This is a genomic window from Frankia sp. CcI156, assembly GCF_001983015.1.
GTDB lineage: Bacteria > Actinomycetota > Actinomycetes > Frankiales > Frankiaceae > Frankia > Frankia casuarinae.
Window position 1 is genome coordinate 110007 of the sequence record NZ_MOMD01000015.1, and the last position, 26150, is coordinate 136156.

General features: G+C 71.6%; 26 protein-coding genes. 11 read left to right on the forward strand and 15 right to left on the reverse strand.

The window, feature by feature from the left end:
* Nucleotides 1-257: 257 nt before the first annotated feature.
* A complete protein-coding gene (locus CcI156_RS07540; RefSeq protein WP_023840062.1) occupies nucleotides 258-1490 on the forward strand; it encodes a glycosyltransferase in 1233 nt (410 codons plus the stop codon).
* Nucleotides 1491-1563: 73 nt separating this feature from the next.
* Here the strand turns inward: CcI156_RS07540 and CcI156_RS07545 are convergent, their stop codons facing one another.
* The 10 genes from CcI156_RS07545 to CcI156_RS07590 all read right to left on the reverse strand — a co-directional run bounded on the left by CcI156_RS07545 (nucleotide 1564) and on the right by CcI156_RS07590 (nucleotide 7258).
* Nucleotides 1564-2217 carry a PIG-L deacetylase family protein gene (locus CcI156_RS07545; RefSeq protein WP_076804995.1) on the reverse strand — a complete coding sequence of 218 codons (654 nt, stop codon included), beginning with the start codon at nucleotides 2215-2217 and terminating at the stop codon, nucleotides 1564-1566.
* A 186-nt stretch (nucleotides 2218-2403) separates the two neighbouring features.
* Nucleotides 2404-2997, reverse strand: coding sequence for an aminoacyl-tRNA hydrolase (gene pth / locus CcI156_RS07550; protein WP_011438325.1), 594 nt, complete (start codon nucleotides 2995-2997; stop codon nucleotides 2404-2406).
* A gap of 33 nt (nucleotides 2998-3030) precedes the next feature.
* Entirely contained in the window at nucleotides 3031-3651 is a 621-nt protein-coding gene (locus tag CcI156_RS07555) for a 50S ribosomal protein L25/general stress protein Ctc (protein ID WP_076805077.1), read from the reverse strand.
* Between the two features lie 177 nt (nucleotides 3652-3828).
* On the reverse strand, nucleotides 3829-4497 hold the full coding sequence (locus CcI156_RS07560) for a hypothetical protein (protein ID WP_083718361.1): 669 nt from the start codon (nucleotides 4495-4497) through the stop codon (nucleotides 3829-3831).
* Entirely contained in the window at nucleotides 4494-5063 is a 570-nt protein-coding gene (locus CcI156_RS07565) for a DUF6286 domain-containing protein (RefSeq protein WP_051623744.1), read from the reverse strand. Before CcI156_RS07565 ends, CcI156_RS07560 begins: the two co-directional genes overlap by 4 nt.
* 140 nt (nucleotides 5064-5203) lie before the next feature.
* Nucleotides 5204-5587, reverse strand: coding sequence for an Asp23/Gls24 family envelope stress response protein (locus CcI156_RS07570; protein WP_076804998.1), 384 nt, complete (start codon nucleotides 5585-5587; stop codon nucleotides 5204-5206).
* On the reverse strand, nucleotides 5584-5772 hold the full coding sequence (locus CcI156_RS07575; protein ID WP_035732549.1) for a DUF2273 domain-containing protein: 189 nt from the start codon (nucleotides 5770-5772) through the stop codon (nucleotides 5584-5586). Before CcI156_RS07575 ends, CcI156_RS07570 begins: the two co-directional genes overlap by 4 nt.
* 171 nt (nucleotides 5773-5943) lie before the next feature.
* The gene (locus CcI156_RS26680; protein WP_049760994.1) at nucleotides 5944-6282 is read right to left on the reverse strand and encodes a hypothetical protein; all 339 of its coding nucleotides are present in this window, start codon (nucleotides 6280-6282) and stop codon (nucleotides 5944-5946) included.
* Nucleotides 6279-6776 carry a hypothetical protein gene (locus tag CcI156_RS07585; protein ID WP_076805000.1) on the reverse strand — a complete coding sequence of 166 codons (498 nt, stop codon included), beginning with the start codon at nucleotides 6774-6776 and terminating at the stop codon, nucleotides 6279-6281. Before CcI156_RS07585 ends, CcI156_RS26680 begins: the two co-directional genes overlap by 4 nt.
* Nucleotides 6773-7258: an Asp23/Gls24 family envelope stress response protein gene (locus CcI156_RS07590; RefSeq protein WP_076805001.1), complete on the reverse strand. Its 486-nt coding sequence runs from the start codon at nucleotides 7256-7258 to the stop codon at nucleotides 6773-6775. Before CcI156_RS07590 ends, CcI156_RS07585 begins: the two co-directional genes overlap by 4 nt.
* 425 nt (nucleotides 7259-7683) lie before the next feature.
* Between CcI156_RS07590 and CcI156_RS07595 the strand changes: the two genes are divergently transcribed.
* Nucleotides 7684-8733 carry a 4-(cytidine 5'-diphospho)-2-C-methyl-D-erythritol kinase gene (locus CcI156_RS07595; protein ID WP_023840058.1) on the forward strand — a complete coding sequence of 350 codons (1050 nt, stop codon included), beginning with the start codon at nucleotides 7684-7686 and terminating at the stop codon, nucleotides 8731-8733.
* Nucleotides 8730-10568, forward strand: a complete 1839-nt coding sequence (locus tag CcI156_RS07600) for an ABC-F family ATP-binding cassette domain-containing protein (protein ID WP_076805003.1) — start codon at nucleotides 8730-8732, stop codon at nucleotides 10566-10568. The genes CcI156_RS07595 and CcI156_RS07600 overlap by 4 nt, the downstream gene beginning before the upstream one ends.
* Nucleotides 10569-10593: 25 nt before the next feature.
* Here CcI156_RS07600 and CcI156_RS07605 read toward each other — a convergent pair whose 3' ends face one another.
* Complete coding sequence (locus CcI156_RS07605) at nucleotides 10594-11613, reverse strand: acyl-CoA desaturase (RefSeq protein ID WP_023840057.1); 1020 nt, start codon at nucleotides 11611-11613, stop codon at nucleotides 10594-10596.
* Between the two features lie 702 nt (nucleotides 11614-12315).
* Here CcI156_RS07605 and glmU point away from each other — a divergent pair.
* The 3 genes from glmU to CcI156_RS07625 all read left to right on the forward strand — a co-directional run bounded on the left by glmU (nucleotide 12316) and on the right by CcI156_RS07625 (nucleotide 16307).
* Nucleotides 12316-13926: a bifunctional UDP-N-acetylglucosamine diphosphorylase/glucosamine-1-phosphate N-acetyltransferase GlmU gene (gene glmU, locus CcI156_RS07615; protein WP_023840056.1), complete on the forward strand. Its 1611-nt coding sequence runs from the start codon at nucleotides 12316-12318 to the stop codon at nucleotides 13924-13926.
* A 269-nt stretch (nucleotides 13927-14195) separates the two neighbouring features.
* Nucleotides 14196-15170: a ribose-phosphate diphosphokinase gene (locus CcI156_RS07620; protein WP_076805005.1), complete on the forward strand. Its 975-nt coding sequence runs from the start codon at nucleotides 14196-14198 to the stop codon at nucleotides 15168-15170.
* Nucleotides 15171-15281: 111 nt separating this feature from the next.
* Nucleotides 15282-16307 (forward strand): tryptophan--tRNA ligase, encoded by a 1026-nt coding sequence (locus tag CcI156_RS07625; protein WP_076805007.1) that lies wholly within the window; start codon nucleotides 15282-15284, stop codon nucleotides 16305-16307.
* 62 nt (nucleotides 16308-16369) lie between these two features.
* On the opposite strand, the gene rsmA is transcribed toward CcI156_RS07625, so the two are convergent.
* Nucleotides 16370-17125, reverse strand: coding sequence for a 16S rRNA (adenine(1518)-N(6)/adenine(1519)-N(6))-dimethyltransferase RsmA (gene rsmA / locus CcI156_RS07630; protein WP_305775222.1), 756 nt, complete (start codon nucleotides 17123-17125; stop codon nucleotides 16370-16372).
* Between the two features lie 116 nt (nucleotides 17126-17241).
* Nucleotides 17242-18066, reverse strand: a complete 825-nt coding sequence (locus tag CcI156_RS07635; protein ID WP_076805009.1) for a TatD family hydrolase — start codon at nucleotides 18064-18066, stop codon at nucleotides 17242-17244.
* A gap of 124 nt (nucleotides 18067-18190) precedes the next feature.
* Here CcI156_RS07635 and CcI156_RS07640 point away from each other — a divergent pair, with 124 nt between their 5' ends.
* Together CcI156_RS07640 and CcI156_RS07645 are read left to right on the forward strand one after the other, a co-directional pair.
* The gene (locus CcI156_RS07640; RefSeq protein ID WP_011438340.1) at nucleotides 18191-19351 is read left to right on the forward strand and encodes an ABC transporter substrate-binding protein; all 1161 of its coding nucleotides are present in this window, start codon (nucleotides 18191-18193) and stop codon (nucleotides 19349-19351) included.
* Nucleotides 19352-19520: 169 nt separating this feature from the next.
* Entirely contained in the window at nucleotides 19521-20072 is a 552-nt protein-coding gene (locus CcI156_RS07645) for a YdcF family protein (protein WP_023840053.1), read from the forward strand.
* 13 nt (nucleotides 20073-20085) lie between these two features.
* Here the strand turns inward: CcI156_RS07645 and rsmI are convergent, their stop codons facing one another.
* Nucleotides 20086-21000: a 16S rRNA (cytidine(1402)-2'-O)-methyltransferase gene (gene rsmI, locus CcI156_RS07650; protein WP_076805012.1), complete on the reverse strand. Its 915-nt coding sequence runs from the start codon at nucleotides 20998-21000 to the stop codon at nucleotides 20086-20088.
* 40 nt (nucleotides 21001-21040) lie between these two features.
* Between rsmI and CcI156_RS07655 the strand changes: the two genes are divergently transcribed.
* Entirely contained in the window at nucleotides 21041-22750 is a 1710-nt protein-coding gene (locus CcI156_RS07655; RefSeq protein ID WP_076805014.1) for a dolichyl-phosphate-mannose--protein mannosyltransferase, read from the forward strand.
* Between the two features lie 401 nt (nucleotides 22751-23151).
* On the forward strand, nucleotides 23152-23349 hold the full coding sequence (locus CcI156_RS07660) for a hypothetical protein (protein WP_006541195.1): 198 nt from the start codon (nucleotides 23152-23154) through the stop codon (nucleotides 23347-23349).
* 41 nt (nucleotides 23350-23390) lie between these two features.
* Here CcI156_RS07660 and CcI156_RS07665 read toward each other — a convergent pair whose 3' ends face one another.
* Entirely contained in the window at nucleotides 23391-23939 is a 549-nt protein-coding gene (locus CcI156_RS07665; protein ID WP_035909299.1) for a hypothetical protein, read from the reverse strand.
* A gap of 390 nt (nucleotides 23940-24329) precedes the next feature.
* Here CcI156_RS07665 and CcI156_RS07670 point away from each other — a divergent pair, with 390 nt between their 5' ends.
* Nucleotides 24330-26114, forward strand: coding sequence for a glycoside hydrolase family 15 protein (locus tag CcI156_RS07670; RefSeq protein ID WP_011438346.1), 1785 nt, complete (start codon nucleotides 24330-24332; stop codon nucleotides 26112-26114).
* The last annotated feature ends 36 nt before the right edge of the window (nucleotides 26115-26150 follow it).

Sequence of the window (26150 nt, forward strand, 5' to 3'; positions counted from 1 at the left end):
AACGGCTCCGTCCTTTGCGGTACGGCGCCATTGACGCCATGACRCCATGACGCCGCRCAGCCRTGACACCCGCACCGCGCCAAAGTCGTCCCGCGGAATCGGATGGACCCCCGGCGGGCCTGCGCGCACCTCGACCCCACCCTCACCTCACCTCACCTCACGACACTCTTGTCATCTACCTGGGACTGTCCGCGACACCCCGCGCGAGTACCGAGCCCGCAGTCGTTACCCGACCCCACGGTCGTTACAGTTGTCCGGTGAGCGACTCCACACGCTGGATCGTCGTTGTCGAGGAACCGTTTCTCCCGGCGGACGCGGGCGGCCGGGTGGAGACCTTCAGCTTCCTCACCGCGGCTTCCGCGGCCGGCGTTCGGATGCAGGTCCTGGTGCCTTCCCGGGAGAACCTGGATATCGCCGTGTACGAGGAGGCCGTGCCGGGTTCGGCCGTCATCCGGCTGCCTCGTGACGACAGCCCACGGGCACACCTGACGGCCCGGCCATTCATGCACGCATCCCGGCCGGTCGGTCCGTTGCGCCGCGCGCTGGAGTCGACACCGCCACGGGCCGACGCCGTGATCAGTTACAGCTGCCGGACGTCGCATCTCGGCGAGGAGGTCGCCCGGATCTGGAAGCTGCCGCATCTGGTGCGCGCGCACAACGTCGACTCGGAGTTCTTCCGGGTGCTGGCCCGCAACAGCTCGGGGCCGCGCGCCGTCGCCTACGAGCTGGAGTATCACAAACTGCGGCTGGCGGAGCTTTCGATGCACCACTCTCCGCTCATCACCTGCATCGCGGACATCTCGCTGGAAGACCACAACTGGCGGCGTACGCGGGCGAGCATCCCAACGTTCCACCTGCCGCCGTTCCTGCCCGTCGGCGCCCTCACCGCACCGACGGGCACCCGGTCGGCCGGTACCGAGCCGGCCCCGCCGGGCCGGAAGCCGGCGCCTCGGGACAGCGCCGGCAAAAAGCTGATCTTTGTCGGCTCGCTGGACACCCCGACCAACATCGAAGCCCTGCGCTGGTTCCTCGGCGGCTGCTGGCCGACGATCCGGGTCCGCCATCCCGACGCGACCTTCCAGGTGGTGGGGCGGCGTCCGGAGGAGGGCCTGGCGGCATGGCTCGGTGGCTTCGAGGGCGTGGAGTTGCACACCGACGTGCCGAGCGTCGCCGGTTACCTCGCCACCGCCACCCTGTCGGTGAACCCGATGCGTTCGGGATCCGGCGTGAACATCAAGGCGATCGAGGCAATGGCGGCGGGAACGCCGGTCGTGAGCACACCCACCGGCAGCCGCGGCCTCGGCTGGACGCCCGGTACCCACCTCCTCGTCGCCGAGGACGCGGGCGCCTTCGCCGACGCCGCCTGCAGCCTGCTGGAACAGCCCTGGAAGGCGGCCGAGATCGGAACAGCCGGCCAGGCCTACGTGCTACAGGAACTCGACCACACGGCGCTCATCGGTCGCATCCAGGAACATCTGACGCCAGCCTGAGTCCCTGCCCGCCGGGCCTCACCGAGCCGACGGAGCAGACCGGTGGGCGGAAGACCGGTGGGCGGGAGACATATCAGAAGGTGAGCATCACCTTGCGGGCGTCGAACGCCTCCGCGTAGCGCGTCCCGCACTCTACGCCGCGCAGCCGCAGGGTCGCGCGGAAGGTCTCGTCGTCGAACCAGGCGCGGTCCTGCTGGCTGCGGAAATGACGTTTGAGATGATCGAGTTTTGCCCCGACCGTCTCCTCGAGGATCGGGACGTACAGGCTGGGGGACAGCCGGTCAGCCTCMCATTTCGGGATCTCGTAGCCGAGGATGAGCGCCCCGCGAAAGGCCTGCCACGCCAGCTCGCCGAGCACCCGGTGATCCTGGTGGGCATCCGCGAGCGCCGGGGCGAACACGATGTCCGGGGTGACCTGGCGGGCGATCTGCAGCAGGACCTCCTTGACCCCGCTCCACTCCCGCGGGAGGAAACCGTCCCGGACCTCGTGCAGGTGCAGCGAACCGAGCGAGGAGCCGAGCAGTTCACGCGCGCTCTCCTCCGCCTCCGAGCCGCGCTCGCCCTCGCCCGAGAAGACCACCCAGTGCACGGTGGCCTCCGGATGGGCGGCCAGCAACTGCATGATCGTGGCAGCGGCGCCGATCTCCACGTCGTCCGCATGTGCCCCGAGGGCCACGACGCTGTACGCCCGACCATCGGCCGGCGGGCCCGCCGTCAACGCCAGCATCCGGCACTCCTCCGCGCTCGCCCGCCCTTTCTCTCCCCCTCATGCCAGTGCACGAAGCCTCCGCTCCCCGGTTCCCCGGCAACCGGCCATGCCGTTGACCTTTCGCATCCATGCCAACACTTGAAGTAGCCAAGCACCCGGAGTGCCCGCCGGACCGGCAGAAACACGCGGCGTCCGTCGAGCGGTTCAGAGCAACGCGTGATAGCGGTTCTGCGCGGGCTCCAGACCGTCGGCGATGAGCATCTCGACCGAGTCGGCCGCGTGTTCGAGCAGGAGGGGCAGCTCACGGCGTTCGGTCGAGGTGAAGTCCCGCAGCACGAAGTCGGCCGGATCCATCCGGCCGGGCGGACGGCCGATGCCGACCCGGACCCGCAGATAGTCCCGCGTCCCGAGCGCTGAGGAGATGGACCGCAGACCGTTGTGGCCGTTGTCCCCACCGCCGCGTTTGAGCCGCACTGCCCCGAAGGGGATGTCAAGCTCATCGTGCACCACGATGAGCCGGGAGACCTCGACCTTGTAGAAGCTCCGGGCCGCCGCGACAGGACCGCCGGAGAGATTCATGAAGGAGAGYGGACGGGCAAGGACCGCCCGCGCCCCGGCCAGGCGGGTCTCTGCGACATCGGCCCGGGAACGGTGCGACTTCAGCCGTGACCCGGTCCGCTCGGCGAGCAGGTCCACGACCATGAAGCCGGCGTTGTGCCGATTCCCGGCATAGGTCGGTCCGGGATTGCCGAGACCGGCGACGAGCCAGGGCCCATCGCCGGTCGGGGTGATCATCATCGGCAGGCGACATCGGCGATGGAGCGGATCCGCCTAGACGGACGCGCTCGCGACGCCGGCCTCCTCCGCCACCGGAGTCTCGCCGAGCGAGGCCTCCTGCTGGGCGTTCGTCCGCTTGGCCAGGCACTGCACGACGACCAGGTCGGGATCGGCGTCGAGCTCGGAGCCGGCCGGCAGGACCAGCTGGCGGGCGAGAATGCTCGTACCTGGCTCGAGCCCGGTGATATCGACCTCGATCGGGCCGGGCAGCCGGGTGGCGTCGGCCTTCACCGCGATCGTGGTGACCTGCTGGTCGACCAGGGTGTCCGGGTGTGGTTCCCCGATCACCTGCACGGGGATGTCGGCCACGACCTTCTCGCCCCGGGCCACGAGCACGAGGTCGATGTGCTCGAAGCTGCCCTTGATCGGGTGGCGCTGGACGTCCTTCGCGAGCGCGAGTTCGGTCCCCTCGGCCAGTTCGAGCGTCAACAGGACGTTCGTGCCGGCGTCGGTCTTGAAGGCGTGGAGGAGGWCGTGTGCGGGCAGCGCGATGTGACGCGGCGGCTTACCGTGACCATAGAGAACAGCCGGGACCTTGCCGGCCCGACGGGTGCGACGAGCCCCGCCCTTACCGAACTCGGTGCGCGGCTCCGCGGCGATGCGGACCTCGGACATGGCGGCGCTCATCCTTTCCTAAACTGGGGATCCGGCGCCGGAGGGCGGTGGAACCACCGCGGCGCGGTCCTTCACAGTACCGGACGCGCCATGGCATGGGGGAAACGACCCCGTTCTGTCAAGCCCCTGGGTGCGTCGCGGCCTTGGTCACCCTGCCCGGTCACGCCGGGCCGCACCTCAGCGCACCTGCGGCCGGATGGTGGCAGCGGGGCGGACCTCCACCTTGGCGGGTAGCCGCGGACGACCGACCGCGGTCCGGGCTCGATGGAGCACCGGGCCACGGATGTCGTCGAGCACGCCGGCGACCCCCGGCCCCGGGACAACGGTGACCGCGATCTCCAGCACGGGTTCCCGCCGGCCGCGCAGCACCGCCCGCACCGCCTCGACGCCCACGATCCCGAGCACGTCGTCCTCGACGGCGTCGGTCAGTGCCGCGGCGGACAAATGGACACCRCCGAGCGCATCATCCGTCACGTAGAGTCCACGACGCCGCGCCGCCAGCGCCGTCTGCGCCCGAAGCCACCCGAGGGCGAGCAGGACGACCAGCCCGGAACCGATCCCCACGACGAGCCAGAACCAGGCGTGGGAGGTCGGGTAGGAACGGGTGTCGGCGTCGAGCACCGCCTCGTCGGCGACGTCGTTTCCGAACGCACCGGCCCCCACCAGCAACGCGAGAACACCGGCCGCGAGGCAGAGCAACCCGATTCCGACCAGGGCGACCMGGTTGAGGCGGTCGGGCGGCGGCTCGGACAGCCCGGCCGGCCTCCCGCCGGGCTCCGCGGGTACCCCGCCACCCGCCGAGCGGCCCTCGGCGGCCTGCCCGCCCGCTGCCCGCGTCTCGGTCATGCCGCACCGCCAGCGGCCCGGTCCGCCCCGTTGACGGTCCGGTCCGCGGCCGGCGGGGTCGCCTGGATGCGCAGCTCGAGCGGCTCAGCCAGCTCGAAGGAGACAAGCGTAGAGGCCAGGACGGCACCCGCGCGCTCCCGCGCGCCACCGGCGACACGCTGCCGAAGGCGCAGGCGGACGTCGGCGGTCCGGTCACGGACCCGAACCCGGGCGGCCCGCACCCCGTCGACGGTCAGGGCTGCGGAGCGCAGCGCCCGCGCAACCCCTCGCCGCTCGACGAAGACAATGGTCTGCGCGCAGCCGCGCCGCACGGCGAGTCGGGACGGCGTTCCGCGCCGCGCTCCGAGCCAGATCAGCAGCAGGCCAACTAGAACGCAGACCCCCGCGGCCAGTCGGACCGGCCCGGAGGACCAGGCCGTGTCCGCCAGGTCGTCCGCCCACGCCGGCCAGTCGACCACGACGTAGCCCCTGCCACCGCCGGCCGCGGCCACGATCTCGATGACGGTGATGACCCCGGCGGCCACGATCAGCGCGGCGAGCAGTCCGGCGACGATCCTGCGCCCCACCCGCACGGCACCCTCCCCTCACCGAGCCCAACCTTGTCTGTTACCCGTGGTCTGTTACCCGTGGTCTGTTACCCGTGGTCTGTTACCCGTGGTCTGTTACCCGTGGTCTGAACGCGAACCGGAGGGACAGAAGAGGGCCGCTACCCATCGGAGGGCAGCGACGGGATATCGATGTCCAGATGTGCCACGCGCACACCCGTGAGCGCCGCGACCCGGTCCCGCACCTCGCAACGGACCAGCTCGRCCGTCTCCGTGACCGGGATCGGGTAACGCACGGAGAACGACATCGTCAGTCGGGCGGTGGCTCCCTCCATCTTCGCCGAGACCCGTGGCCGCCCGGCACGCCCACGRCGCCGCGCGCCGCCATGGYGCGGGAATCCGCGTSGCGGTCCGGTAACGCCGACGACATCCGCCGCCGCCATGGCCGCGATCTTCTCGACAACCCGGTCCGCCACCCGCAGGGAACCGGCCCCCKCCCGCCTACCCGCGGGACGGCCCGGTCGCGCACGCTCCCTCTCGTTCACCGCCGCCCCCGACGCCGGTCACCGCCCACATAACGGGTGATATCGAGATCACCATCCACCACCTTGCCGATGACCAGCCCTATCGCACCGAAGACCAGCACGATCAGAAACTCGCTGAAGCCCCCGAAGGCGAGGGCGAGTCCGGCGATCAGACCGATGATCAGGCCAAGCGCGCTCGATCGCATGYGGCTCTTCCCCTTTCCTGGCCCATCCAGCCCGGCCCCGTCCAGCCCGGCCCCGTCCAGCCCGGCCGCAGTACCCGGTCCGCCCCTCTGGACCGGCAGATCGAGGGGCATCCCGCGTGATCGTCACATGGAACCGAGCCCGGGGTGYGGTCCCGCGGACCCGGTGTCGCCTCAGCGCACCCGAGGACCACGGCCGGGGCCGAACCGCGCCCGGCGGTGCGACCACCACCGACGCGTGGAGTCGGAACAGCGGCGCCCGCGACCGCGAACCCAGGCGAACAGGATGTCCGCGGCGTTGGGCCGGTGATGGGTGGTGAGGCGGACACCCGGAACACCCGGCCCGTCCGGCCCATCCGGCGTGGATCGCAGGGCCCGCAGGCCGGCGGCGAACGCCTGTGGATCACCTCCCCGATCCGGATGGTGCGTGCGGATGAACGCGCGGATCTCGGCCCTGCGTCGGGCGGCGTCGAGCTGGCGTCGGGATGACTCCTGCCGCCGATCGGAGGTCACGGCACCCCCATCTCCGGCACCCCCATCTCCGGCACCCCCGCACCCGGCACCCCCGCACCCGGCACCCCCGAACGGGGCGTCCCCGGACCGACTACCGCCGCGTCCGGCCCCTGCGGACACGACAGGTCCGGATCCGGAATTGCCAGATCACGGATGACGACGTCGDCCCGGGGACAGCCGGGTTCGACCACCAGCACCGCGGCGCGCACCCGGGCGGCGAGCTCACCGAGCCGTTCCCCGTACCGGCACACGATCTGCACCAGGATCCCGTCCGGCCGTACCCGTACCCCCTCCACCCGGCGGCCCGGAAGGTAGGTCGCGACCTCGGCCGCGGCACCCGCCCCGCCGTCCGGAACACGGTGACGATCCTTGTGCCGGACCGGCGCGCCGATGAGCCGGACGACACCGGGACAGGACAGCACGGTCCGGGCCACGGCATCCGGGTTCCAGGCGAACCCGCTCACCGGCCCGGCCGCTGTCGGGTTCGTGCTCATTCGACCCGCCGCGACTCTTCCGACTCCTCCTCGCCGATGTAGACGTCATCGATCGCGATGTTCACCTCGGTGACCTCCAGGCCCGTCATTCCCTCCACAGAGGTGACGACGTTGTGCCGGATCGAGTGGGACAGATCCACGATGGAGACCCCGTAGTCGCAGACGACGTCGAGGTCGATCGCGGCCTGCCGTTCCCCGACCTCCACCGCGACCCCCTGGGAGACGCTGGCCGACGCGCCGGGGATGYGGGCCCGGAACGAACCCATCGCGCGGGCCCCGCTCGAGCCCAGGTTGTGTACCCCGGAGACCTCGCGTGCCGCGACACCGGCGATCTTGCTGACGACGGCGTCCGCGATCGACGTCCGGCCCCGGCCGGTCACCAGCTCGGTGGATGTCTTGCGCTCCGGCACGGTGGTGCGACGCGCACCACCTGCGTCCGAGGCCTTCGCCTCGGGCCCGGCCGCGCTGGTTGTGGTGGTCATGGTGCTCCTTCCTGGCCGGCATCGTCGGAGCGCCCGAAGCGGTGGAAGGGGTCAGGTCCGACCAGGAGCGGGACGTCGAGGGACGATCCGTCCGGGCGCTCTCCGGTGCGGCCGTTCACGATCAGGGATACCCGAATTCTCCGGTCGGACAACAACCCGTTCCCGTCGGCACAGCTACGATCACTGAACGGAAGCGCRCATCGTCCCCGCCGCGTCGCCGGGGGCCGATTCGCTGCGTCCCTCGCGATCCTTCGCGGGCGGACGCTCATCCGCTCCCGGCGTGGGCGGATAGGTTTGGGTGCCGGCCGCCACCGAACGCCACGCCGCCCAGCGGGCGCGCGTGCGTCCGAGCGAAGGAGCATCCGCTGCCTCGATCCCACCCGGGTCCGCGCCGAAGCGTCGGAGCCGGCCCCGCCACCGTCACCGTGCGAGCCCCCGCCAAGGTCAACCTGCATCTCGGCGTCGGACCGCTCCGACCGGACGGCTACCACGACGTCATCACAGTGCTGCAGGCCGTCTCGCTGTTCGACGACGTCTCGGCGACGTCCGTCGATCCCCCGCGGTTCCACGACCCGGGGCCATCGACCACCGACGGGAACGGCGGGTCCGACGGGAACGGCGGGTTCGACGGGAACGGCCGGTCCAGCGGGGACATCGTCGTGACCGTCGAGGTGTCCGGGGAGGGCGCCGACCCGGCGTCGCTGGGTCCGGCGACGTCCACGCCGGAGGTCTCCATCGTCCCCACCGGCCGGGACAACATCGCCGTCCGGGCCGCTCACCTGGTTGCCGAGGCCGCGGGCATCACCTCGGAACGGGTTCATCTCACCCTGACGAAGGGCATCCCCGTCGCCGCGGGGATGGCCGGGGGCAGCGCCGACGCGGCGGCGGCGCTCGTCGCCTGCGACGCGCTCTGGCAGACCGGCCTGGACCGGGCGACCCTGACCCGACTCGCCGCCCAGCTCGGCAGCGACGTCCCGTTCCCCCTGGCCGGCGGCACCGCACTCGGCACCGGGCGCGGCGAGCAGCTCACCGACGTCCTGGCGACGGGCGAGTACTACTGGGTGTTCGCGCTCGCCGACGGCGGCCTGTCCACCCCCGCGGTCTACAAGGAGTTCGACCGGCTGACCGAGGGCAAACTGCGGACCGGCCCGACCCCCGCCGACGACGTGCTCGCCGCGCTGCGCACCGGCGACCCCGGCCAGCTCGGAGCCGCCCTGGTCAACGACCTGCAGCCGGCAGCGCTGCGGCTTCGGCCGTCCCTGCGCCGCGTCCTGGAGGCGGGCCGGGAGCTGGGAGCCGTCGGGGCGATCGTGAGCGGCTCCGGCCCGACCTGCGCCTTCCTCGCGGCCGGAGCGCAGGAGAGCATCGCGCTCGCGGCGAGCCTCGCCGGGATGGGGGTCGCCCGCGCGGTACGCCGGGCCTCCGGGCCGGCGAGCGGCGCCAGGATGGTGGAGGGAGCAGGCGAAGCGCCGTGAGCGCCGTCCTGGTCAGCCTCGAGAACGTCAACGCCGCGTTCGGCACCCGGACGTTGCTCGACCGGGTGAGCCTGGGGATCGGCGCCGGGGAACGGATCGGGGTCGTKGGGCGCAACGGGGCCGGGAAGTCCACCCTGCTGCGGATCATCGCCGGCGAGGTGGCCCCGGACGCCGGCCGGGTCGTGCCCGCCGGTTCCACCCGGGTCGCCACCCTGGCGCAGGCCGACGTGCTCCCCGCCGAGCGCACCGTGCGCGAGATTGTCGTGGGCACCGTCGCTGAGCACGAGTGGGCGGCGGATCCCCGGCAGCGGGGCATCCTCGCCGGGCTCGGGCTGCTCGAACGGCTCGACGACCCGGTCGGACCGATGTYGGGCGGGGAACGCCGCCGGGTGGCGCTGGCCCGGCTCCTCGTCCAGGACACCGACCTGCTGATCCTGGACGAGCCGACGAACCACCTGGACGTCGAGGGGGTCGCCTGGCTCGCCCGGCATCTAGCCGGCTTCCGCGGTGGACTGCTCGTCGCGACCCACGACCGCTGGTTCCTCGACGAGGTGTGCGGACGGGTCTGGGAAGTCGTGGACGGGCGTGTCGACGCGTACGAGGGCGGCTACTCAGCGTACGTGCTCGCGCGGGCCGAACGCACCCGGCGGGCCGACGCCACCGAAGCCAGGCGCCAGAACCTGCTGCGTAAGGAACTCGCCTGGCTACGCCGCGGCCCGCCCGCCCGGACCAGTAAGCCGCGCTTCCGCATCGACGCCGCCAATGCGCTGATCGCCGACGAGCCGCCGCCCCGGGACACCATGGCGCTGCGCAGCTTCGCGGCATCCCGGCTGGGCAAGGACGTCTACGACGCCGAGCACATCACGGTCCGGATCGGGGACCGGACGTTGTTCGACGACGTCACCTGGCTGGTCGGACCGGGGGACCGGATCGGGCTGGTCGGTGTCAACGGAGCCGGCAAGACCACCCTGCTGCGCGTGCTGCTGGGTGCGGTGACGCCGGAGGCCGGCCGGGTCCGGGTGGGGGCCAGCGTGCGACCGGCCCTGCTGTCCCAGGAGATTGCCGAACTACCGGCGTCGCTGCGGGCGCTGGAGGCCGTCGAACAGGTCGGGCAGGTCCTGGAGGTCGAGAAGGGCCGGGAACGGACCGCCGGCCAGTTACTCGAGCAGTTCGGCCTCCCGTCGTCACGGCAGTGGACGCGGGTCGGGGACCTCTCCGGCGGCGAACGCCGCCGGCTGCAGCTGCTGCGCCTGCTGATGGCCAGACCGAACGTGCTGCTCCTCGACGAGCCGACCAACGACCTCGACACCGACACCCTCACCGCGCTCGAGGACCTCCTCGACTCGTGGCCGGGCAGCCTGATCGTGGTCAGCCACGACCGCTATTTCCTCGAACGCACCTGCGACGTGACACTGGCGCTACTTGGCGACGGGCACCTRCGCATGCTGCCCGGCGGCATCGAGGAGTACCTCGCCCGGCGCGCGGCCGCCCGGCAGGACGCCGCGGCTCGGGCACCGTCATCCCGGGGTTCGTCGGCCGCCGGCTGCGGAGCGGGCGGACAGACCACCACCGTCGCCGAAGCCGGGCGGACAGGTGGGCCGCCCGTCCTGTCCGGGGGCGAGCTGCGCGCCGCCCGCAAGGAGCTGACCCGGCTCGAGCGCGCCCTGGATCGCCTGAGCCGACGCGAGCAGGAGCTGCATCACGAGCTGGCCGAGGCCGCGACGGATCACGAGCGTCTGCTGACGCTGGACGCCGAGCTGCGCGCCGTCGTCGCGGACAAGGACAGCACCGAGGAGGCCTGGCTCACCCTCGCCGCCGAGATCGAGGGTGGCTGACAAGCCACCGCCACCCGCCGTCCGGTCAGGCGGTGGCGCGTTTCGCCGCGAGACGCGCCGGGTCCGGCCAGCGGACGTCCCACACCAGGTGAACGGTCTCCATCATCTTGATCAGGTAGAAGCTGGTGTCGATCTGCCAGGGCCGCACCCCGTGCCGGGCCGAGGTCGGCTCGGCGTGATGCAGGTTGTGCCAGGATTCGCCCATCGACAGCAGGGCCAGCGGCCACACGTTGGTCGACCGGTCCCGCGACCGGTAGGGACGCGAGCCGAGGACGTGGCAGATGCTGTTCACCGACCACGTGACGTGGTGCAGCAGCGCGATACGGACCAGCCCGGCCCAGAAGAACGCCTCCAGCGCCGCGGCGAACGAACCCCCCCACAGGCCGCCGATCACGGCGGGCAGCGCGAGGCTGGCGAACGCGCACAGCGCGAACGAGCGGCTGACCTTCATGATGTCGGGATCGTCGAGCAGGTCCGGGGCGAACCGACGCTGGTCGGTCTGCTCGACGTCGAACAGCCAACCCACGTGGGCGTGCCAGAGACCCTTGATCAGCGACCACGTCCCCGGACCGTAACGCCACGGCGAGTGCGGGTCGCCCTCGGTGTCGCTGAAGGCGTGATGACGCCGGTGGTCGGCCACCCAGCGGATGACCGGACCCTCGATCGCCATGTTGCCGGCGACCGCCAACGCGATCCGCACCGGCCTGGACGTCCGGAAGCCGCGGTGGGTGAAGTAACGGTGAAAGCCGATCGTCACGCCGTGGCCGGTGATGCCGTAGAACACCACGGCGAGGACGACGTCCCGCCAGGAGATCCACTGCCCCCACATCGCCGGGATCGCGACCGCCAGGGCGACCAGCGGCACCACGATCGTCACCACCATCACGATCTGCTCGGCGTGGGCCTTCGCCATCGAGCGGGGCCGCGTGGCGTTACCGCGGCTGTTCGCGGGATCAGCCCGGCGGGGAACCGGACCCGTGGTGGGTTCGCGGTTGTCCCGCGGTGCCCGATTATCGCTCGGCGTCACCGTGTCGGTAGCGGTCATTGCCTCGTTCCATCCGTCGCGGCTGGCCCACTGTGCCGGCGCTCCATCCGCCACGGTAGCCCGCCGACATGACAACGTCCCCCCTCCTCCACGTCCGCCACGCAAACAAACCATCCGTCGCCGACCCGACCCGGATCGATCGGCACCGCCGCGCACCACGATCACCGACAGGTCGATGACAAGCCGATGACAAATAATGACATCCAATGACATTTAACGCCATCAGCCGACAGTCGGTGACAGTCAGTGACAGTCAGGCGACGAAGAGATGAACGACAGCCGGCCAAACCCGGTCCGGGACGCCCGCCCGCGCCGGCCGCCCGCGCCGGCCGGCGGGCCGGGTAGCCGGTGGCGGCCCGGCTTTTACCATCCGAGCCACCCCACGATGGTAGAGTTGGCGTGTTTTCTCGCGGTCCGCCGTAGTGTAATCGGCAGCACAGGAGATTTTGGTTCTCTTAGTCCACGTTCGAGTCGTGGCGGCGGAGCACTACCAGGCACCACCAGTAATACCATCGAAAAGAATATTCCGGAAGCACCGCCGCCGCACCATCACCACGGCGGTGGCCAGGCCCACATCATTTCCCGGTCCGGGGCCGGCGTGTTCCCGGGATGGCCGTGGCATCTGCCGGCGCCTTCCGGTCGACGAGTAGTGTGGGCGCCGTCGCCCCACCGCTGTCCAGGTCCGAAGACTCGGGAGATCGCGTGACATCATCACGTCCGGTGGCCGTCATCATCCTGGCAGCGGGCGAAGGCAAGCGCATGCGCTCGACGAGACCGAAGGTGCTGCACCACATCGCTGGGCGCTCCCTTCTCCACCACGTGCTGAGCGCGGCCGGAGCCCTCGCGGCGGCGCGTACCGCGGTCGTCGTGGGCCACGGCCGCGAACAGGTCGCGGCGATGCTGGCGGAGCAGGCTCCCGAGGTCGTCCCGGTCGTCCAGGACCGCCAACACGGCACGGGCCACGCCGTCCGGGTGGCCCTGGCGGCGCTCGGCGAGCTGGCGCCCGGCGACACGGTGGTCGTGCTGCCCGGCGACACCCCGCTGTTGACCAGCGCGACACTCACTGCCCTGGTGGCCCAGCACCATGCCCGGGCGGCCGCGGCGACGGTCCTGTCGGCCGTCATCGACGACGCCACCGGTTACGGCCGGGTGGTGCGCGACGGCGACGGCGCGGTCCGGGCCATCGTCGAGCATCGCGACGCCGACGCCGCCACCGCGACGATCCGAGAGATCAACACCGGCGTGTACGCGTTCGCAGCGGGCCCGCTCCAGACCGCGCTCGCGCGGCTGACCAGGGATAATGCTCAAGGCGAGGAGTACCTCACCGACGTCGTCGGGCTGCTGGTCGCCGCCGGGCAGCCGGTGGCCGCGCGGGTCGTGGACGATCCCGGCGAGGCCGGTGGGGTGAACGACCGCGTCCAGCTCGCCGCCGCCGGACGGGTGCTGCGGGACCGGATCGTCGAGGCGGCGATGCGCGCCGGCACCACCGTCGTCGACCCGCGGACCACCTGGATCGACGCCGACGTCACTCTCGAACCGGACACGACTATCGCCCCCAACACCTTCCTGCACGGCCGGACGCACGTCGCTCGCGGCGCCGTCATCGGCCCCGAATGCACCTTGACGGACACGACGGTAGGCGCGGGCGCGACCGTCCTGCGGACCACGGCCGAGCGGGCCGAGATCGGCGCCGGGGCCGTGGTCGGGCCTTACAGCCATCTCCGACCGGGCACCCGACTGGGCCGCGAAGGCAAGATCGGCTCCTTCGTCGAGACGAAGTCGGCCGATCTCGGGAACCAGACGAAGGTCCCGCATCTGGCGTATGTCGGCGACGCGGTGGTCGGCGAGCGCAGCAACATCGGATGCACGACGGTCTTCGTGAACTACGACGGGGTGGCCAAGCACCGCACGGTGATCGGCTCGGACGTCCGGATCGGCAGCGATACCATGCTCGTTGCTCCGGTCACGGTCGGGGACGGGGCCTACACCGGCGCCGGATCCGTGATCCGGGAGGACGTTCCGCCGGGCGCGCTGGCGGTCCGGGAGGGGCGGCAACGGATCATCGAAGGCTGGGTCTCCCGCCGCCGTCCCGGCAGCCCGGCGGCACGAGCGGCCGCCGCTGCCGGCGTCCAGGCCCCCGGCAGCGTCGGGGATCCCGAGCATCCCGATGAAATGCCGCAACCGTCCGCGGCCGAGGCCGCCGTGCCGATCCCAGCTCATCAGGGTGACGTGGCGCACCGGAGTGAGTTGCCGCATACCGGCGAGGGCGAGGCCGGCATCGCTGGCATTCCCGGCGCGGGGAGCAGAACGTAAAGAGACGTCCGTCCAAACCTTCTGGCCAGCGAGGGGATGCACACCGCCCGACCTGCCCCGCCCGGGTCGGCCGCCCGGGGTCCGCAGRCGGCGATCCGGGCACGTGGGTACCATCCCGCCTGCGCAAACAGGGGCGGGGCCGGGTATGCCCGAGTGTTGAACCGTGCAGCCTCACGGCCGTTCCCCCGGACGGGTCACCCGCCCGGGGGCTGCCCCCGCCAGYCCGATCACGCCAGCCCGATCATCCCGTCACGCCCGAGGAGTACGCGGTGGCCTACCAGACCGAGAACCGGCGCAATCTGATGCTCTTCGCGGGACGTTCGCACCCGGGCCTCACGGCGGAGGTCGCGGCCGCGCTCGACGTCGAGCCYGTCCCCACCCATGCCTACGAATTCGCCAGCGGCGAGATCTTCGTCCGCTTCTCCGAATCGGTTCGGGGCTGCGACGCCTTCGTGCTCCAGTGCCATTCGGCTCCGGTGAACACCTGGCTGATGGAACAGCTGATCATGGTGGACGCGCTGAAGCGGGCCAGCGCCAAACGGATCACCGTCGTCGCGCCCTTCTACCCCTATGCGCGCCAGGACAAGAAGCACCGTGGCCGGGAGCCGATCTCGGCCCGCCTCGTCGCCGATTTGTTCAAGACCGCCGGCGCGCACCGGCTCATGTCGGTCGACCTGCACACCGCCCAGATTCAGGGCTTCTTCGACGGGCCGGTGGACCATCTCTTCGCGTTGCCGCTGCTCACCKACTACATCGAGTCCAAGCTGGACACGTCCGAGGTGACCGTCGTCGCCCCCGACTCGGGCCGGGTCCGCGTGGCCGAGCGGTGGACCGACCGGCTCGGCTGCCCGCTGGCCATCATCCACAAGCGGCGTGACCCGGACGTTCCCAACCAGGTGAAGATGTTCGACGTGGTCGGCGAGGTGCACGGACGGACCTGCGTCATCGTCGACGACATGATCGACACTGCCGGCACGATCACGAAGGCCGCGGAGTCACTCAAGGAGCACGGCGCGGCGGGCGTCATCGCGGCGGCAACCCACGGCGTGCTCTCCGGCCCCGCCGCCGACCGGCTGAAGAACTCGGAGATCAGCGAGGTCGTCCTCACGAACACGCTGCCCCTGCCCAGCGAGGCTCGCATCGACAAGATCACCGAACTGTCCATCGCCCCGCTGCTGGCCGCGGCCATCAAGGCCGTGTTCGAGGACGGGTCGGTGACCGGCCTGTTCGGCGGAGACGCCTGACCGAGGCTCGCATCCCCACCCCGCCGCGAGACAGGCGCGGGCAGGCGAACGGCCGCGGCGAACGACCTGGGGCGTCCCGGCGGCCGCCCCGCGTCCGTAGACTGCCCTGCCATRGCAGCGCAACAGCCGAAGGTGTCTCTCACCGGGATCAAGCCGACGGGCGAGCCGCACCTCGGCAACTACATCGGAGCGATCCGGCCGTCGCTGGAGCTCACCTCGGCCTACGAGTCGATCTACTTCGTCGCCGACTATCACGCCCTGACATCCGTGCGTAGTCGCGAGGAGTTGGCGAGCTATACCCGCTCGGTGGCGGCCACGTGGCTCGTGCTCGGGCTCGACCCGACGAGCACGATCTTCTACCGCCAGTCCGACGTCCCCGAGATCTTCGAGCTGACCTGGGTGCTGTCCTGCGTCACCGGCAAGGGTCTGATGAACCGGGCCCACGCCTACAAGGCGGCCCGTGACCGCAACGCCGAGGCCGGCGTCCCCGATCTGGACGCCGGCATCAACATGGGCCTGTTCAACTATCCGATTCTGATGGCCGTCGACATTCTCATCATGAATGCCGACGTGGTCCCCGTTGGCCAGGACCAGTCGCAGCATGTGGAATACGCCGCCGACATCGCCGGCTCCTTCAACCATCTGTTCGGCGACGTGTTCAGCCTGAAGATCCCGGAGGTGGTCCTCCCGGCCGGGAGCTCGGCGAAGGTACTGCCCGGCATCGACGGCCGCAAGATGAGCAAGTCATACCGGAACACAATCCCCCTCTTCGCGCCGGAGAAGCAGCTACGGAAACTCGTCCGTGGGATCGTGAGCGACAGCACACCGCTGGCGGACCCGAAGGACCCGGACAGTTCCGCGGCCTTCGTTCTGCTCGAGAACTTCGCGACTCCAGAAACGATCAAGGAGATGCGCGGCCGTCTGGAGCAGGGCGGCACCGGGTGGGGCGAGGTGAAGAACGCCCTGTTCGAGACGCTCAACGACTGGCTGTCACCGCTGCGGGAGCGCTACACCGAGCTCATCGCCCCGGACAGCGAGCTGGACGGCATCCTCGCGGCGGGTGCCGAGCGGGYCCGCGACCGGGCCCGGCCGGTGCTCGCCGGCGTCCGGCGCGCGATCGGGATCTCGCACCTCTGACCTCCCCCGCCGTTGCGCCCTTCCCCGCCGTTGYGCCGGGTGGCTCAGTTGCGCCGGGTGGCTCAGTCGGAGCGGGCGGCGCGGGCAGCGGCCAGCCGGCAGAAGGCCGCGATGTCGAGGGTCTCGCCCCGGGCACCGGGATCGACCTCGGCGGCACGCGCCAAGTCCCCGGCGGCGGCGGGCGATCCGGCCCAGGGCGCCAGGGCCGTACGCAGGGTCTTGCGGCGCTGCGCGAACGCGGCATYGATCGCGGCGAACACGTCCGCCCGCAGCCGCGCCGGACCGGGCAGGGGCCTGCGGGCGAAGGCCACCAGCCCTGAATCAACGTTCGGCTGCGGCCAGAAGACCGGTCTGGGCACCGCGCCGGCCGGCCGGGCGTGCGCGTACCAGGCCAGCTTGACGCTGGGCGCCCCATACACCCGGCTGCCCGGCGGCGCGGTGAGCCGGTCGGCAACCTCCGCCTGGACCATCACCAGCCCACGGCGCAGCGAGGGCAGCCGTTCCAGCAGCCCGAGCAGCAGCGGCACCGCGATGTTGTAGGGCAGGTTCGCGGCGAGCACCCCGGGCGCGGCCACGTCGGCGGGCAGGTCGGCCAGGGTGACCCGCAGACCGTCGGCGGCCACCACGCGCAACCGCTCGGCGACGTCGGCCGGCAGCCGGGCGGCCACGGTCACCGGCAGGGCCGCGGCGAGGGGGCGATCCACCTCGACGGCGACGACGGCCTTCGCCGCCTCGACGAGCCCCAGGGTCATCGACCCGAGTCCTGGCCCGATCTCCAGCACCGTGTCGTCCGGGCCGACGCCGGCGAGCCGCACCAACCGGCGGACGGTGTTCGCGTCAACGAGGAAGTTCTGTCCGCGCCGTTTCGTCGGCCGCAGGCCCAGCTCGTGCGCGAGGGCCCGAAGTTCAGCCGGCGAGAACAGCGCGTCGGTGTCTACCAGGGCCCGAACACCCGCTCCGCGTTCGCGGCGATGTGCGTGCCGAGCTCGGCGACGCCGACGCCGCGGGTCTCGGCCAGCACCCGCAGCGTCAGCGGAATGAGGTACGGGCCGCCGGGCCGGCCCCGCCAGGGGGTCGGGGTGAGGAACGGCGCGTCGGTCTCCACCAGGATGAGATCCGCCGGAGCGACGGCCGCCGCCTCCCGCAGATTGGCGGCATTGGAGAAGGTGACGTTGCCGGCGAACGACATCACGTACCCGGCGTCCGCGCAGATCTTCGCCATCGCCGTGTCCCCGGAGAAGGCGTGGAAGACGACCTTCTCCGGGGCGCCCTCCTCGGCGAGGATACGCAGCGTGTCGTCGTGGGCGTCCCGGTCGTGGATCATCAGCGCCCGGCCGGTCTCCTTGGCGATCGCGATGTGGCGCCGGAAGCTCTCCTGCTGCACGGCATGCGCCTCGGGTGGGGTGCGAAAGTAGTCCAGGCCCGTCTCGCCGACCGCGCGCACGCGATCGGCGCGGGCCAACTCGGCGATGGCGGCGAACGTCTCCTCGGTGACCCCCCGGGCCGCCTCGTTGGGATGAATCGCGACGGCGGCGTAGATCTCCGGATGCGCCGCGGCAACCTCGGCCTGCCATCTGCTGGTGGGCAGGTCGATGCCGACGGTGACGGCCCGCGTGACACCGACCGCCMGGGCCGCCGCGATCGCCGCCGGAACTTCGGTGCCCATCAGGTCGAGATGACAGTGGCTGTCGACCACGGCCACGGGAAGAGGGTCCGGCGGTGGCGGCGGATCACCCGACCGGCCAGAGTTTCGCGCCACCTCACCCGCCCTCTCGTGCCCGCCCTTCGTTTCCTGAGGTCTGAAGTCTACGACCGCCGCCGGGTGTGCCAGACAACCCGGCATGGGACGCTAATCGGGTGAGCAAGCGCAAGGACCCCACGCGATGACGACACCGTTGACCGTTGCCCTGGTCACCCCGCTGACCGGTCCCGATGCCGCCCAAGGCCTCGCCGGGCTACGAGGGGTCACCCTGTGGGCGCGTGACGAACGCCTCCCACTGCCCTGGGACGAGGTGAGTCTCACCGCCTACGACGCGTATCCCGATTCGGCCGCCGCCATGCGCGCCGCGGTGGCCGCGGGGCCGGACGCCCTGCTCGGACCCTACGGCCACCGGGCGGCACTCGCGGCCTGCGCCTCGACGGACCGGGTGGTCTTCAACACCGGCGCCCCGTCCACGCGCTTCGTCCGGCAGGCGTTCCCGAACGTCGTGAACATCGCCGCGGCCACCTCGACCTGGCCGCGCGGGGTCCTCGCCGCCGTACGGGCGGCCGATCGACGGGCCCGCAAGGTCGTCCTGCTCGCCTCCGGGGACACCGCCGTCGAGATCACATCGGTGACGAAGGCCGCCGCGGTGGCGCAGTCGTTCGAGGTGGCCTCGCACGTCTTCCCCCCGGGCAAGGCCGCCCTCGCCGCGACCCGGCTGCCCCCGGGCGACATCCTCATCGTCCACGCCGGCCCGGACGACGAGCTGGCGGCGGCGAACATCCTGCTGCGCCGGCCGTGGCGGGCGGCCGCTTTCTCCACGGCCGTCAGCGCGCAGGCCACCGCGAGCCTGGGCGACCTGCGCGAGCAGCTGCTGGCGCCGGGCAGCTGGATGCCCGAGAGCACCCAGCCGACCGCGACCGGCCCGACCGCGCGGGAGTTCACCGCCGACTTCACCGCCCTGCACGGCGTCGCGCCGACCGAAACGGCGGCCTGGGCCTACGTCACCGGGTTGATCCTGGGACGGGCCATTCGCTACTGCGGAGGCGTGCAGGATGCCTCCGTGCTCGCCGCCGCCCGGGGCATCGACACGACCACGTTGCTCGGTCGCTTCCGGCTGGACGAGGCGACGGGGCTCCAGGTCGGCCACCAGATCCCGATCGTGCAGTGGCAGGCCGGTGCCTCCCGGACGGTCTGGCCCCGTGAGTCGGCGCGGGCACCGTTCGCCCATCCCCGGCTGTTCACCAGCCGACCGGGGATGGCGTCTCGGACTTCGCCGGGGACGCCCACGCCCACGCAGCCTCGGACGCCTCCGGCCTCACGCACACTCCCCACCACGTGAGTGGCTCTCCGCCGCCAGCGGACCGTCCGGGGCGGGTGAACCGTCCGGAGCGGGTGAACCGTCCGGAGCGGTGGACCACCCGGAGCGGGTGAACGGTGGTTGGTTCGGGTGCCGCCGTGGTACTGAGAAGCTCTACGGCGGCACCTGCGCGGGCCGCGGAGGGGGAAACATGACGGCGGGTCCACTCGGTCGTGTTCCCACGAGGCCGTGGCGCCGCCGGGCCGCGGTGGGCATCCTCGGCGGCCTGACGGTGGCCTTCGCGGTGGCGACGGCCCGGCTGTTCGTCTTTCCGCACCAGGATGCTCCCGCCCCGGTGGACGCGATCGTCATGTTCGCCGGGAGCCCGGGACGGCTCGAACGCGCCGTCGCACTCGCGCGGGCCGGCTAYGCACCCGTGCTCGCGGTCTCGGCGCCGACGGAGAAGGACCCGTGCCCCGGGCCCATTCCCGGGGTGGAGGTGATCTGTTTCTCGCCCGATCCGCGGACGACCCAGGGCGAGTCGCGGTGGACCTCCGCGGCGGCGGCACGCCGCGGGTGGCATTCACTCATAGTCGTCGCCTCGACCTCGCAGAGCACGCGCGCCCGGCTGCGCCTCGCCCGTTGCTATGACGGCGAGACGCGGATGCAGGGGGTCCCGCCCCCCCGCCGGGCCTGGCCGTACGTGATCGCCTACGAGTGGGCGGCGCTGGGCAAGGCCCTCGTTCTCCAACGCCACTGCTGACCGCCGACCGTGCTCAGCGCCCRCCAGCCCGGTCCCCGGCCCGGACGGCGAGCTCCGCGGCATAGACCTCGTTGCGGGAGACGCCGTACTCGGCGGCCACGGYCTTGCGCGCGTCCTTCGGGGACATCCCCACCGAGGTTCGTCGGGCTACCTCGGCGACGAGGATCCTGCCGTCGATGATCGGTTCGGCCCCGCTCAGCCCGGCCCCGCCTGGTTCGGCCCCGCTCGGCTCGGCCCGGCCCCGGGCACCGCCGGCGACCACCAGCGTGAACTCCCCCCGGATGACCCGGCCGTCGGTGGCCCAGCCGAGCAGATCGGCGAGGTCGCCGCGGACGATCTCCTCGAAGGTCTTCGTCAGCTCGCGGCAGAGCACCGCCGGCCGGTCGGCGCCGAAGGCCGCGACGAGGTCGCGCAGGCCGGCCACGAGCCGGTGCGGGGACTCCAGGAACACCATCGTCCGCGGCTCGCCGGCCAGGTCGCGAAGGCGTCCACGCCGATCGCCGCCCTTGCGCGGCAGGAAGCCCTCGAAGGTCCAGCGGTCCGTCGGCAGCCCGCTGACGGCCAGGGCCGCGGTGACGGCGGACGGACCGGGAACGACGGTCACGGCCATCCCCGCGGCGGCGGCCGCGGCCACGACCCGGAACCCGGGGTCGGAGACGGCGGGCATCCCGGCGTCGGTGACGAGCGCGACGGTGGCGCCCTGGCGCAGGTAGTCGGTGAGCTGGGCGGCCCGGGCGCCTTCCACCGCGTCGTAGCACGACACGATCCGCCCGGACACCGTCACGCCGAGCGCGTGCGCCAGCCGTAGGACCCGGCGGGTGTCCTCGGCGGCGATCACATCCGCGGTGGCGAGGATCTCGCCGAGCCGAGGGCTGGCGTCCCGGACGTCGCCGATGGGGGCACCGCACAGCACCAGGGTCCCGGACACCCGACCAGTCTGTCAGGAGCCAGGACCTACCCTGATCGGTGTGACGGCGACGACGGCTCACCTGCCCTGGACGGCGACCGGTCGCGGGGACGCGGCGCGGGTGACCGGCCCGGGTTCCGCCGGCCCGGCCGGCGGTCGGGCGCTCTCGGTGCGTGAGCGGCTGTGTCCACCGATGCCGCGGTCGCCGCTCATGGGGTGGCTGGCGACCCTGTCCGTCGCGATCGTCGCCGGGCTGCTGCGTTTTTGGCACCTCACGGAGCCCCGCGGGATCTACTTCGACGAGGTCTACTACACCAAGGACGCCTGGGGCCTGCTGACGGCCGGGTATGAGATCAACTCGACGACCTGTTCCGGTCCGGCCTACGTCGTCCATCCGCCGTTCGGCAAATGGCTGATGGCCGCCTCCGAGGGCCTGTTCGGCTATACCGACTGTGCCGGGGTCCCGCACGGCAGTCCGGAGCTCGGCTGGCGGTTCTCGTCCGCGCTGTTCGGGACGCTCGCCGTCCTGGTCCTCGCCCGCGCCGCCCGACGGATGTTCCGCTCCACGCTCCTGGGCTGCTTCGCCGGTCTGCTCCTCGCCCTCGACGGGCTGGAGTTCGTGCAGAGCCGCATCGGGATCCTCGACATCTTCCTGATGACCGGCGTCGTCGTAGCGCTGGCCTGTCTGCTGCTCGACCGGGACGACGGCCGCCGCCGGCTCGCCGACCGGCTGGAACCGGTTGGTTCCAGCCCCGGCTCAGCACCCCTGGGGGACGAGGCCGCCGGCCCGGACGGCGGTACGGACGCCGGCCCGGACGGCGGCCCGACCACGACGGCTCCGCCCACCCGGGCCGACCGCCTCCTCGACATGTACGGGCCGCGGCTGGGGTTCCGCCCCTGGCGGCTGGCCTGCGGAGCGGCCCTGGGACTGTCCATGGGGGTGAAGTGGAGCGCCCTCTACACGATCATCGGCTTCGCGGCGCTCGCCCTCGCGTGGGACATCGGAGCACGGCGCACCGGCGGAGCCCGCCGACCCGTGCTGGGAGCACTGCGCCGGGACAGCCCGGCCTGGTTCGCCGCGTTCGTACTCGTCCCCATCGTGACCTTCCTCGCCACCTGGACCGGCTGGTTCGTCACCGACGGCGGCTACTACCGCCACTACTACGGCAACGGTTTCGGCGCCGCGTGGCACGGCTGGTGGAAGTACCAGATGGCGGTGCTGAAGTTCCACGAGGGACTCCACGAGGGGCACGCCTTCGCGTCGCATCCGATGAGCTGGCTGGTGATGGCGCGGCCGGTCGCGTACTACTACTCCTCGCCGGCGTACGGGACCTCGGGCTGCCACGATCCGGCCGGCTGCTCCCGGGAGGTCATCGCCCTGGGCAACCCGGCGATCTGGTGGGTCGGCACGGCGGCACTGGTCGCGATGCTCGCCTGGTGGGTCTCCCGGCGGGACTGGCGGGCGGCCCTGGTGCTGGTCGGGTTCGGCTCGGCCTTCGTGCCGTGGCTGCTGTTCCCGARCCGCACGATGTTCTTCTTCTACGCGCTGCCGTCGCTGCCGTTCCTGGTCCTCGCCATCACGGCGCTGGCCGGGCTCGTCCTCGGCCCGCGCGAGGCGTCGGAGACCCGCCGCCTGGTCGGGGCGCTGTCGGTCGGGGTCTACACGATCATCGTCGTGCTGCTCTTCGCGTACTTCTACCCGATCCTGGCCGCCGAGGTGATCCCCTACTCCTCGTGGCGCGCCCGGATGTGGTTCCCGGGCTGGATCTGACAGGACACCACACCAGGCCCAMAGCGCCGACCCGTGGACCCCCGACGAGGCCCCACGGCGTCGCCTCAACGTGATCCGACTCACGGCTCCGCACCCCATTCGTGGCATCACCACCGTAGGCGATGCAACCATTACGAATCGGCAAGCTGGAACGGCGACAGCCGCGGCGACAGGGGTTATCGAAGTTGGACGGTCACGAAGAGTCGGACCAGGATGCCACTAGCAGCACCGCCCTGGCCCTTGAACGGGGGGGTCGCGTACAGCTCGAGAAGTCGATCCGAGAGGGTGGGGTGGTCACCATGCCCCGAGGCCGTGCGGCAGTGAGCGCCCAAACGGGCCTCCCTCCGACCTCCAACCACCGGAGACGGGTGTCKGGCGGGCCGAGACTGGGAGGAACCACCATGGCGGATGTGTCGGTACGCTTCGCGATGACCGATGACAGCGAGATCGTGCTGAACCTGTCGCTGACCCAGGCGATCCGGCTCACGGAGGCGATCGCGTCGAAGGTCAGCCAGGCGATGACCGAGCAGCCGCGAGCCGGCATGAACGGCAACGCCTACGGCCCCGGGGTGCGCCCCGGTCCCTACTCGACGTCCTGAGCCATCCGGCACCGAGCCGGGCTTGTCCCCCCGGTGTCGGGCTATCCCCCGGTCAGCTGGGCGATCAGAGCCCGCAGCAGGTCGAGATCCCGGCGGCGCAGCTCGGCGACGGACGACGGATCCGGCCGCGTGGAGGCCAGCGCCGCACGCACCGAGCGCAGCTTGCCGCGCAGGATCTCCACGTCGGCGGGTGTCAGTAGACCGTCGCGCAGGACCAGCACGACGTGGCCACCGTGCTGCACCACGTCCACCGGCTCGACCATCGGCAGCGTGACGACCCGGATACCGACGGGTGCCTCCTGGTCGTAGACGAGGCACAGCTGGTCCTCCGCCATCACCTCCGCGGTGCCGTCGTCCCACAGCACAGTCGCTCGGGCCGTGACGGGGGTCACGCCGCGGGCCGACTCGACCCGCACGGGGTCGGCGTTCCCGGCCGGTTCGCGACGGCCGGCCGGGTGGACGGCGAGTACCGTGCCGCGCCGCGACCAGACCCCGCCACCGAGGTCGTCAACGGGGAAGACCCGGTCACCCCGGGCGAACATCACCAACGCGGCACGACCGTCCTCGGCGATCGGCGGGTGGGCGGCCATGGCGTGATCGTAGGTGGCCACTGTGAGGGCCCGAGCGCCGAGACCCCACCAGGGCGCATCCGCAACACCCGCACACCCGCGCCGGGAACCACCGTTTCGCACCGGTGAACCGGTGCCAACGATCCTGGTAGCCACCGATGTGGCCGCGAACCACCGCCGGCATCGCACGTTCACCGGCTCGCCGCGGCCACTGTGGCTTATGCCMGGTGATGGTCCCGTGGACTCCGCCACGGGTTACCTTCGCCTGGTTGCCACCGAATCGCGTGGCGACCGGCGGCGGTCGGAGGACGCGGGCGGCTCCTAGCGGGCCGCGGCGACACGGTCCATCCTCCCCCCTGTCCGCAACCCCCACGGCCGACCTCGGCCGGTCACGCTTCGCGGAGCCCACGAATGCCCGACACCGACTATCCGCCCATCGAAGAGCACGCGGTCATCGGCGACCTGCGTACCGTGGCCCTGGTCGCCACGGACGGCACGATCGACTGGTACTGCCCGCAGCGCTTCGACGCGCCGTCGGTTTTCGCGAGTCTGCTGGACGCCGACCGTGGCGGATCGTTCCGTATCCACTGTCCGGACTCCCGGGCCAGGCAGCTCTACCTCCCCGACTCGAACATCCTGATGACCCGTTTCCTCGCCCCCCGCGCGGTCGGTGAGGTCATCGACTTCATGGTCCCGGTGGACAGCGACGTCACCGAGACACCGCACGTCGTGGTCCGCCAGGCCCGAGCGGTGCGTGGAACCGCCACGTTCCGGCTGCGCTGCGACCCCCGGTTCGACTACGGCCGGGCCCCGCACACCGTCACCCTGGTGCCTGGTTCGGGCGCGGTGTTCGAGTCGACCGCCGGCACCCTTGTGCTGCGCACGGCCCTGCCGCTGCGCGTCGAGGCCACGGCCGTGGTCGCCGAGTTCGAGCTGGCGATGGGCGAGTGTGCCGACATCGTGCTCGAATGGAACTCGACCATCCGCCCATTGATCATCGGCGAGGCGGAGACGTTGTTCACCCGGACGCTGAACTACTGGCAGGCCTGGATCCGGCGCGGGCGCTATCACGGCCGGTGGCGGGAGATGGTGCTACGCAGCGCTCTCGTCCTCAAACTGCTCGTCTACCGGCCCACCGGGGCGCTGGTGGCCGCGCCGACCACCTCGCTACCCGAGGAGCTCGGCGGCGTGCGCAACTGGGACTACCGCTACACCTGGATCCGCGACGCGGCCTTCACGGTGTACGCGCTGATGGCGCTCGGATTCACCGACGAGACCGCGGCGTTCATGGACTGGCTCGAACAGCGATGTCACGAGGCACCCAAGCACTGCGGGCTCTACGTGCTCTACAGCGTGGACGGCAACGCCGACCTGGACGAGCTGGTCCTCGACCAGCTGTCCGGCTATCGCGGCTCGAAGCCGGTGCGCATCGGCAACGCCGCCGCCACGCAGCTCCAGCTCGACATCTACGGCGAGCTGATGGACTCGGTGTACCTGTACAACAAGCAGGTCCCGATCTCCTTCCAGCTCTGGGAGGCGCTGGGCCGCCAGCTCGACTGGCTGGCCAGGCACTGGGACGAACCGGACGAGGGCATCTGGGAGACCCGGGGTGGGCGCCAGCGCTTCACCTACTCGGCCGTGATGACCTGGGTCGCCTTCGAACGGGCCTGCCGGATCTCGCGCCAGCGCGGCCTGCCCGGGCCGACGAACGAATGGAAGGACTACGCSGGGCGGGCCTACCGGTTCGTCCAGAACGAGGCGTGGAACCCCGCCCGCGGCGCCTACATGGAGTTCCCCGGCTCACCACGGATGGACGCATCCCTGCTGTGCATGCCGCTGGTGAAGTTCTCCGGCCCCACCGACCCCCGGTTCCTGTCGACCCTGGAACGGTTCAGCGGGGACCTGGTCAGCGACAGTCTGGTGCGCCGGTACGCCGCGGACGGCAGCGACGGCCTCACGGGTGACGAGGGCACCTTCAACCTGTGCTCGTTCTGGTACGTGGAGGCACTGACCCGGGCCGGTCGGGTCGCCGAGGCCCGGATGGTCTTCGAGAAGATGCTCACCTACGCCAACCATGTGGGGCTCTACGCCGAGGAGATCGGTTCCTCCGGGGAAGCGCTCGGCAACTTCCCGCAGGCGTTCACCCACCTCGCCCTGATCAGTGCCGCGATCCATCTCGACCGCGCGCTGGGGTGACCGACCCGAGGACAGGTGCGCGGTGACCACAGGTAC